The sequence below is a fragment of the Rhodopseudomonas sp. B29 genome (assembly GCF_000333455.1).
In the GTDB taxonomy this organism is placed as follows: Bacteria; Pseudomonadota; Alphaproteobacteria; order Rhizobiales; family Xanthobacteraceae; genus Rhodopseudomonas.
The window spans coordinates 1-8,342 of the sequence record NZ_BADD01000130.1 but is presented as its reverse complement, the minus strand read 5'-3'; the positions used below and the strand labels follow the sequence as shown (position 1 = coordinate 8,342).

Genomic DNA, 8,342 nt, shown 5'->3' with positions numbered 1-8,342 from the left:
GCACTTTTTGGGTCGCTGTCGTCGATCGACCTCACCGACGCGCCGTAACGCACCGGCGGCATCACAATCTTTCCGTACACCATACCGGGCAGCATCGTGTCGATGCCGTATTTGGCGCTGCCATTCGTCTTGGATGGAATGTCCAGCTGCGGCACCGACACGCCGATCATCGTGTACTGATCTGGCGTCTTCAGCTTGATCGCCTTGAGTTCGTCAGGCGTGAATGTCTTGGTCAGCTTGCCGCTCTTGACGATCTCGGCGAAGCTCATCGACTTCTTCGTTTTCGGATGCGTGACACGGGAGTCGCGCACCACAAGTTCGTCCTTGAAGTACGGCGGCACGCCCATTGCGGCGACCGCGGCATCGACCAGCGCGATGCGGCCGGCGGCGCCGGCGCGGCTCATCGCGTCGAAGTTCATCATCGTACTCCAGCTGCCGCCGGTGATCTGCGCGCCGAGCACGGGGTCATTGAACTTCGGATCGTTGGAGGCGAGCTGGACCCGCATGTCCCTCCAGCTGGCGCCGAGTTCTTCGCAGATGATCTGTGCCATCGTCGAGGCGATGTGCTGGCCCATGTCGGCCTTGCCACAGGTGACGGTGACGAGCCCGTCCGGCCCGATCGCGTACCAGACGCTGGGCTCGAACGCCGACGGCGCTGCGACCGCCTGATCGGCGCCGAGCAGACCGGGCACGCTGCTGTAGCCGAGCACGAGGCCGGCGGCGGCGGTGCCGACCAGGAACGAACGCCGGCTGAGATCGGCGCTCTGCGAGGGCGTAATTTTCACATGCTGGTTCATGTCGCGCTCCGCTCGTTCGAGGTGCTGGCGGTCCGCATCTCGGATGCGGCACGCATGATCGCCTTCTGGATCCGCGAGTAGGTCATGCAGCGGCACAGATTGCCGTCCATATGCGCCACCACTTCGTCCTTCGACGGATTGGGATTGGCGGCAAGCAGCGATGCCGCCTGCATGATCTGGCCGGACTGGCAGTAGCCGCATTGCGGCACCTGCTCGGCGATCCACGCCTTTTGCAGCGGATGATCCCCCTTGGCGCTGAGGCCCTCGATGGTGGTGATCTTCTTGCCCGCGACGTCACCAGCCATGGTCTGGCACGAGCGCACCGCTTCGCCGTTGACATGCACAGTGCAGGCGCCGCACAGCCCGGCGCCGCAGCCGAACTTGGTGCCGGTCATCTGTAGTTGTTCTCGGATGACCCAGAGCAGCGGCGTGTCGTTGTCCGCGTCCACGGACATAGGATGCCCGTTGATGTTGAGCTTGAGCATATCTCTCCCCACTGCCGGTGCATGAAGCCGCTTACGGCGGCGCTCACTTTTGGCTAGCGGCCTGACACCCACCGGAACGATGTCGACCTTGCAGGTAGGATGATCTGGTTGTCGCAGGGAGGCAATTGCGAAGTTGAATCGGACTAATGAAAACGATGACGAGCGGGGTAGACCGCAGACGCAACCGCATCATCGATTGTGCAATGCGGTTAGCTGAGAAGTACCTGTTATCTCACGCGACCACTCAAAACATTTCGCGGCGCAAAACAGAAATTGGCCTTGCGGTCATCCCGCAGCGCCACAAACTTCGCAGGCAGGTCAACGAGAAACAGCTGTCATCGCCCGCGAAGGCGGGCGATCCAGTATCCCAGAGCGCCTAGGGTCATCAGCAAAGCTGCGGCGTACTGGATCCGCGCTTTCGCGGGGATGACGGCTGAAAATGAGGCTGTCGCTTTGCAAACTAAGCGACCCACCAACCACTACGCCGCCGCCGCCACGACCCTGTTCCGCCCATCATGCTTGGCACGGTACAGCGCCGTATCGGCGCGCTTGAGCAGATCGGCGACCGGCTCGCCCTTGCGCTCCAGCGTCGACAGGCCGATCGAGATCGTTACTTCGATCCGGCGCGTGCCCTTCTCGATGCCGAAAGAATCGCCGGCGATGGCACGGCGCAGCCGTTCGGCGACCATCTGGGCGACGGCGAGATCGGTTTCCGGCATCACAACGACGAACTCCTCGCCGCCGTAGCGGCAGGCGAGATCGATGCCGCGAATCGACTTCTTGATCCGCACCGCGAACTCGCGCAGCACGTCGTCGCCGGCGTCGTGGCCGTAAGTGTCGTTGATCGACTTGAAGAAGTCGATGTCGAGGATCATCAGCGCCAGCGGCTTGCCGCGAGTCGCGGCCTGCTCGGCCAGCGTTGCCAGATGGCTCTCCATGTAGCGGCGATTATGCAGCCCTGTGAGGCCGTCGGTGATCGCCATCTCGATCGAATGCTGGACGTTGTCGCGCAGATGATCGGTGTAGCGGCGGCGGCGGATCTGCGTGCGCGCCCGCGCCAGCAATTCGTTCTTGTCGATCGGGCGCAGCAAGTAATCGTTGACGCCGATCTCGAGGCCACGCATCAGCCGGGCGTTGTTGTCGGCGTCGGAGATCGCCAGGATCGGCACATGGCGCGTGCGCTCCAGCGAGCGCGCCTGGCTGCACAGCCGCAGCCCGTCAAAGTTCTCCAGGCCCAGCGAGACGATCAAGAGATCGTAGTTGCCCTCTGCGGCGTGAAACAGTGCCTCGGACGGATTGGGCTCGACATCGACCTCATGCTCGGTGCTCAGGATCGGCGCCAGCCGCTCGTAGGACGACGGACGGTCGTCGACCAGCAGAATACGCCCGCCCCTGCCCTGATCGTTGATCGCCTCGCGCTCCGGCGCCTGTACGCCGATCTCGAACGAGGTAATCGCGCGCATGCGCAGCTCGTCGGTCATCATCTTCAGCCGCGTCAGCGATTTGACGCGTGCGATCAGCACCACATCCGAGACCGGCTTGGTGAGGAAATCGTCGGCACCGGCTTCCAGCCCGCGGACGCGATCGGCCGGGCTGTCGAGCGCCGTCACCATCACCACCGGGATGAAGTGCGTCGCAGGATTGCTCTTCAGACGCCGGCAGACCTCGAAGCCGTCCATGTCCGGCATCATGACGTCGAGCAGAACGAGATCGCATTCGGCGCGCGAGCAGATCTCAATCGCCTGGGCGCCGTTGGCTGCGGTGGTGACGTCGAAGTACTCGGCCGACAGCCGGGCCTCCAGCAGCTTGACGTTTGCCGGAATGTCGTCGACCACCAGGATACGCGCGGACATGAACTTCCCTTACCCGATGAAACGCCTGACGGTCTCGATGAACTTGCCAACCGAGATCGGCTTGGACAGATAGGCCTCGCAGCCGCCTTCGCGAATGCGCTCTTCGTCGCCCTTCATGGCGAACGCCGTGACAGCTACGACCGGGATGTGCCGAAGTTGCGGATCGTCCTTGATCCAGCGCGTCACTTCGAGGCCGGAGACCTGCGGCAGCTGGATGTCCATCAGGATGAGGTCGGGACGGAGCTTGCGGACGAGGTCGAGCGCTTCGTAACCATTGCTCGTTCCGGCCGTCTGGTAGCCATGGGCTTCCAGCAGGTCGCGAAAGAGCTTCATGTTGAGCTCGTTATCCTCGACGATCAGGACGGTTTTGGCCATCCCGCCCTCCAATTCTCGCACCAAATCGCGCCAGCGACCTGCGATTGTTCGACAAGCCGCAAGACTTATTCCTGCAAGACTCGGGCATGATTGAATAAAATAGAGACTAGAAGTTACGGAAAGGCAAATAGGACCGATGCCAAAACGCCTTCAAGACGTCCGCCAAGTCGCTGAAATCGTGGCCATTCAGGCGCTTTCTTTCATCGCCGGCGAGCCCGAGCGGCTGGGGCTGTTTCTGGCCGAAACCGGAATCGGGCCGGAAACTCTGCGGCAATCCGCGGCCGATCCGCAGTTCCTCACCAGCGTGCTCGGCTTCATCATGCGCGACGACGCCATGGTGAAGGCGTTCGCGTCGTCGGTGCAGCTCGACCCGACCAATGTAGCGGCGGCGCTGCAGGTGCTCGAAGACAAGCCCTGGGAGCGCGACATCCCGTGACCGTGGGCGCAGCCCCGCTCGCCTTCTGCCGCGACTGTCTCGCCGATCAGGCGCCGCAGGCGCGGCGCTGCGGCGCGTGCGGCTCGCCGCGGCTGCTGCGTCATCCGGCGCTCGGCACGCTGTCCCTCGCCCACATCGACTGCGACGCGTTCTACGCCACCGTCGAGAAACGCGACGACCCGTCGTTGGCCGATCAGCCGGTGATCGTCGGCGGCGGCCAGCGCGGCGTTGTGGCGGCGTGCTGCTACATCGCCCGCACCTATGGGGTGCGCTCGGCGATGCCGATGTTCAAGGCGCTGGCGCTGTGCCCTTCCGCCGTGGTGGTGCGCCCCGACATGGCGAAGTACGTCCGCGTTGGCCGCGAGGTCCGCCAGGCGATGCAGGCGCTGACGCCGCTGGTCGAACCGCTGTCGATCGACGAGGCCTTCCTCGATCTCAAGGGCACCGAGCGTCTGCATGGCATGATCGCCGCCAAGGCGCTGGCGCGATTTGCCCGCGACGTCGAGCGCGATATCGGCATCTCGGTGTCGGTCGGGCTGTCGTGCAACAAGTTCCTCGCCAAGATCGCCTCCGATCTCGACAAGCCGCGCGGCTTTGCGGTGCTCGATCAGGAGGACGCGCGCGCCATGCTGGCCGAGCGCCCGGTCGGCTTCATCTTCGGCGTCGGCCCGGCGACCGCGTCGCGGCTGGCGCAGCACGGCTTTCGCACCATCGCCGATCTGCAGCGCGCCAATGAGATCGACCTGATGCGCCAATACGGAGACGAGGGCCGCCGGTTGTGGCGACTGGCGCGCGGCATCGACGACCGCAAGGTGGTGCCGGATCGCGGCGCCAAGTCTATCTCCAACGAGACCACGTTCGACACCGACATCCGCGATCTCGCCACGCTGGAGAAGATCCTATGGCGGCTGTCCGAGAAGGTTTCGTCGCGGCTGAAGAGCGCCAATCTCGGCGGCTCGACGATTACTTTGAAGCTGAAGACCGCCGACTTCCGCCAGCGCACCCGGTCTCAGACCGTGCAAACCGCGACGCAGATGGCGAACCGCATCTTCGCAGTGTCGCGCGAGATGCTGACCAAGGAGATCGACGGCACGGCGTTTCGCCTGATCGGCACCGGCGTCAGCGCGCTCACCGAGCAGGCGGAGCCCGACGACGACATGCTCGACCGCCGCGCCGGCAACGCCGAACGAGCGATGGACGAACTGCGGAAGAAATTCGGCAACGCCGCGGTGATCCGCGGCATTGCGTATGATGGGCCGGAAAAGGCAGGCAATTAGCTGATTGCTAAAGCGCTACAGCCGCCACCTCCGTCATGCCCGGGCTTGTCCCGGGCATCCACGTCTTTCGGCATCAACTACGCAGATTCGTGGATGGCCGGGACGAGCCCGGCCATGACGAATACAAAGCGAACGATATTTCAATTACACGGCTTGCCCGCGGCCTTCACATCCAGCTTGCCCATGGCGCCGGCGAGGACGAAATCGTTGTAGTCGAGCACTAGCGAGCGCGACACGCCGTTTTCGTAGAGCTCGAAGCTCATTGAATAGACCGGCGTCTGCTCGCCCGCATTGGGCTTGGCGTCGCGGTCGTAGTAGCTCACCGTCACCGGCCAGCGCGTCAGCGACTTCAGCGCGTCGTCTTTGGTGGCGGGGTCAGGCGAGGCAGCGGCGGCGTCGCCCTTGATCGGCTGCCCGATCACCGTCAGCGTGTTGTAGACCTTCTCGCCGTTGTCGGAGCCGTCGTAGACCGACAGGTTCAAGAGCCGCTTGCCATCGCGCGCGGCGGCGATGATGCGCTCGATCTGTTCGGTCGGAAACACCGTGGAGCCGTCGAGCGTGAACGTCTTCTGCACCGGCTGCTTGAGCTTCACCGTGATGTGGTCGCCGGTGCGTTCCGCGACGCCGTCGACGTCCGTCGTGTCGCCGTCGTTCATCGTGGTGTCGATCTTGAAGCGATAGCTCTTGCCAGCGGCGTCTTCCCAGCTCGACGAGCGCAGATCGCTCAGCGAATTCTTGCCCTCGCCGCTTTCGATCTCCGACACCTGCCGGAAATCCGAGGTGTAGCCTTCGCAGGCATTGCCCGAGAAGTTGTACAGGATGCGGCCGCGGACCGTGGAGATGGAGGTGTTGTTGCGGGTCTTCACCAGGCTGAGGTCGTACAGCGCCTGATGCGGCAGGAACACCACGCCGGGTTTGGCTCGAGCGGCCTGGGGCGCAGCGCCGAGCGCAACGGTCGCTAGCGCCACGCCGGCGACGAGGCTCCACTTCGATCGAATAGCGCCCATAAAGTCTCCTCAAAACCTGGCTGGAGGATCGTGAGCGGCGATACTGCCGCAATGTCTCCTCCGGATCGACCACCGGATTGCGGTAAATTCACGAAGATGCGGTCGGGAACTCGCGGCCGCGGCCTCAACAACCCGCGATGGCCGGCCAGGCCGTTTGCTTGCCAGCGCCGGCGCAATCAGCCAAACAGTCCCCGCGCAGCGCCGGTTGACGCTGTCAGCGACACCTGATGTCAGCAAGATTTGGGGACGACAATGACCGGGACCATCGAGCAGAAACTCACCGCGCAAGGCATCACACTGCCCGAGCCGGCCAGTCCGGTGGCGAATTACGTCGGCTTCGTCCGCACCGGCAATCTCCTGGTTGTGTCGGGCCAGCTGTGCTTCGATCTCGAGGGCAAGCTGGTCGCCAAAGGCAAGCTTGGCGCCGACGTGTCGATCGAACAAGGCGCCGCCGCTGCGCGCGCCTGCGCGGTCAATCTCCTGGCGCAGCTCAAGGCGGCACTCGGCGATCTCGACAAGGTCGTGCGCGTCGTGCGTCTCGGCGGCTTCATCAACTGCACGCCGGATTTCCCCGACGCCCCCAAGGTGATGAACGGCGCCTCCGACCTGATGGTCGCGGCGTTCGGCGACAAGGGCCGCCACGCCCGCACCACGATCGGCGTCGCCTCGCTGCCGGCGCATGCCGCGGTCGAGGTCGAAGGCCTGTTCGAAGTCGCCTGATCGGAGGCTTAAGCGATGCGCGCTCCCGACTGGCTCACCGCACGGCCGGTCGCGCATCGCGGCCTGCACGACCGCGCCCGCGGCGTGGTCGAGAACATGCCCGGCGCGATCCGCGCTGCGGTCGAGCGCGATTTCAGCATCGAGGTCGATATCCAGCTGACCGCCGACGGCGAAGCCATGGTGCATCATGACGATGCGCTCGGCCGCCTCACGGAGGGCGACGGCGCGCTGTTGCAGATGACCGCGGCCGAGCTGCGCGCCGTACGCTTCAAGGACACCGCCGAGCACATGATGTCGCTCGGCGATCTGTGCGATCTGGTCGGCGGCCGGGTGCCGCTGATCATCGAGTTGAAGAGTCACTTTGACGGGGACCGCAAGCTGGCCGGCCGGCTCGCGCAAGTGCTCGCCTCCTATCATGGCCCGGCCGCGGCGATGTCGTTCGATCCCGATCACGTCGTGGCGCTGCGCGAGGTCGCGCCCAACCTGACCCGCGGTATCACCGCCGAGCGCGACTACGATGACGAATACTGGGCCAAGCTCAACGCCGCTCAGCGCAATCCGATGAAGGCGTGGAAGCACGGACTGCGCACCCAGCCGCATTTATTCGCCTACAGGGTCGACGATCTCCCCGCCCCCGCCCCGTGGATCGGCCGCAACGTCTTCGGTTGCGCGCTGCTGACCTGGACGGTGCGAACGCCGGAGCAGCGCGCCCGCGCCGCGCGCTATGCCGACCAGATGATCTTCGAAGGCTTCGTTCCGCAATCGTGACCGCCACCGGGCTTGAAGACGGCGGCTAAAATGCCCAAACTTGAGGGAATGAAGATCCGTTTTCTCGCGCGCGCGACCGGTTCGGCTGATTGACGCAGGCGCCGGACATCACGCTTGAAGCCGTCGGCTCGGTCGGCGCCATCGCGGCGGCCGACTGGGATGCCTGCGCGCGCGCCGCGCTGACGCCGCCAGCCGCATGCGCGTCCGAAGCCGCCGCAGCCGCCTACAATCCGTTCCTGTCGCACGCCTTTTTCTCGGCGCTCGAGCAGTCGAAATCGGCCTCGCCGCGCACCGGCTGGGGCCCGCGCCATCTCGTCGCCAAACAGGGCGACCGCGTCATCGGCATCGTGCCCTGCTATCTGAAATCGCATTCGCAGGGCGAATACGTGTTCGACCGCGGCTGGGCCGACGCCTATGAGCGCGCCGGCGGCAATTACTATCCGAAGCTGCAGGTTTCGGTGCCGTTCACGCCGGCGACCGGCCCACGTCTTCTGATCCGCGAGGGCGAAGACAGCGCGACCGTCGCGGCGGCGCTCACGACCGGCCTCACCGCCCTTTGCCAGATGAGCGAGGCCTCATACGGTCCACGTCACCTTCGCGCGTGAAAGCGAATGGCGGTTCTGC

Annotated in this window: 9 protein-coding genes and 1 pseudogene; 5 read left to right on the top strand and 5 right to left on the bottom strand. The window is 64.7% G+C overall.

What is annotated here, in order from left to right; translation table 11 throughout:
- From I5M_RS04980 to I5M_RS04965, 4 genes are all read right to left on the bottom strand, one after another.
- Nucleotides 1–797 (bottom strand): molybdopterin cofactor-binding domain-containing protein (locus tag I5M_RS04980; RefSeq protein ID WP_022720401.1); only part of this gene is annotated, 797 nt, incomplete at its 3' end.
- On the bottom strand, nucleotides 794–1,282 hold the full coding sequence (locus tag I5M_RS04975) for a (2Fe-2S)-binding protein (protein WP_022720400.1): 489 nt from the start codon (nucleotides 1,280–1,282) through the stop codon (nucleotides 794–796). The genes I5M_RS04975 and I5M_RS04980, both read right to left, overlap by 4 nt.
- A gap of 479 nt (nucleotides 1,283–1,761) precedes the next feature.
- Nucleotides 1,762–3,135: a PleD family two-component system response regulator gene (locus I5M_RS04970; protein WP_022720399.1), complete on the bottom strand. Its 1,374-nt coding sequence runs from the start codon at nucleotides 3,133–3,135 to the stop codon at nucleotides 1,762–1,764.
- A gap of 9 nt (nucleotides 3,136–3,144) precedes the next feature.
- On the bottom strand, nucleotides 3,145–3,510 hold the full coding sequence (locus tag I5M_RS04965) for a response regulator (RefSeq protein WP_022720398.1): 366 nt from the start codon (nucleotides 3,508–3,510) through the stop codon (nucleotides 3,145–3,147).
- 136 nt (nucleotides 3,511–3,646) lie between these two features.
- On the opposite strand from I5M_RS04965, the gene I5M_RS04960 reads away from it, so the two are divergent.
- Nucleotides 3,647–3,946, top strand: a complete 300-nt coding sequence (locus tag I5M_RS04960; protein WP_022720397.1) for a DUF3572 domain-containing protein — start codon at nucleotides 3,647–3,649, stop codon at nucleotides 3,944–3,946.
- On the top strand, nucleotides 3,943–5,223 hold the full coding sequence (locus I5M_RS04955; RefSeq protein WP_022720396.1) for a DNA polymerase IV: 1,281 nt from the start codon (nucleotides 3,943–3,945) through the stop codon (nucleotides 5,221–5,223). Before I5M_RS04960 ends, I5M_RS04955 begins: the two co-directional genes overlap by 4 nt.
- A gap of 140 nt (nucleotides 5,224–5,363) precedes the next feature.
- On the opposite strand, the gene I5M_RS04950 is transcribed toward I5M_RS04955, so the two are convergent.
- On the bottom strand, nucleotides 5,364–6,230 hold the full coding sequence (locus tag I5M_RS04950; protein WP_022720395.1) for a cell envelope integrity EipB family protein: 867 nt from the start codon (nucleotides 6,228–6,230) through the stop codon (nucleotides 5,364–5,366).
- Between the two features lie 252 nt (nucleotides 6,231–6,482).
- Between I5M_RS04950 and I5M_RS04945 the strand changes: the two genes are divergently transcribed.
- The 3 genes and pseudogenes from I5M_RS04945 to I5M_RS29195 all read left to right on the top strand — a co-directional run.
- A complete protein-coding gene (locus I5M_RS04945; RefSeq protein WP_022720394.1) occupies nucleotides 6,483–6,950 on the top strand; it encodes a RidA family protein in 468 nt (155 codons plus the stop codon).
- A 15-nt stretch (nucleotides 6,951–6,965) separates the two neighbouring features.
- On the top strand, nucleotides 6,966–7,718 hold the full coding sequence (locus I5M_RS04940; RefSeq protein WP_022720393.1) for a glycerophosphodiester phosphodiesterase: 753 nt from the start codon (nucleotides 6,966–6,968) through the stop codon (nucleotides 7,716–7,718).
- Between the two features lie 89 nt (nucleotides 7,719–7,807).
- Nucleotides 7,808–8,342: pseudogene (locus I5M_RS29195) on the top strand (peptidogalycan biosysnthesis protein); the annotation flags it as partial.

Bases quoted from the DNA above. Each gene is read 5' to 3' on its own strand.
- I5M_RS04975 (WP_022720400.1), bottom strand. From the start codon at position 1,282: ATGCTCAAGCTCAACATCAACGGGCATCCTATGTCCGTGGACGCGGAC.
- I5M_RS04970 (WP_022720399.1), bottom strand. From the start codon at position 3,135: ATGTCCGCGCGTATCCTGGTGGTCGACGACATTCCGGCAAACGTCAAG.
- I5M_RS04965 (WP_022720398.1), bottom strand. From the start codon at position 3,510: ATGGCCAAAACCGTCCTGATCGTCGAGGATAACGAGCTCAACATGAAG.
- I5M_RS04960 (WP_022720397.1), top strand. From the start codon at position 3,647: ATGCCAAAACGCCTTCAAGACGTCCGCCAAGTCGCTGAAATCGTGGCC.
- I5M_RS04950 (WP_022720395.1), bottom strand. From the start codon at position 6,230: ATGGGCGCTATTCGATCGAAGTGGAGCCTCGTCGCCGGCGTGGCGCTA.
- I5M_RS04945 (WP_022720394.1), top strand. From the start codon at position 6,483: ATGACCGGGACCATCGAGCAGAAACTCACCGCGCAAGGCATCACACTG.
- I5M_RS04940 (WP_022720393.1), top strand. From the start codon at position 6,966: ATGCGCGCTCCCGACTGGCTCACCGCACGGCCGGTCGCGCATCGCGGC.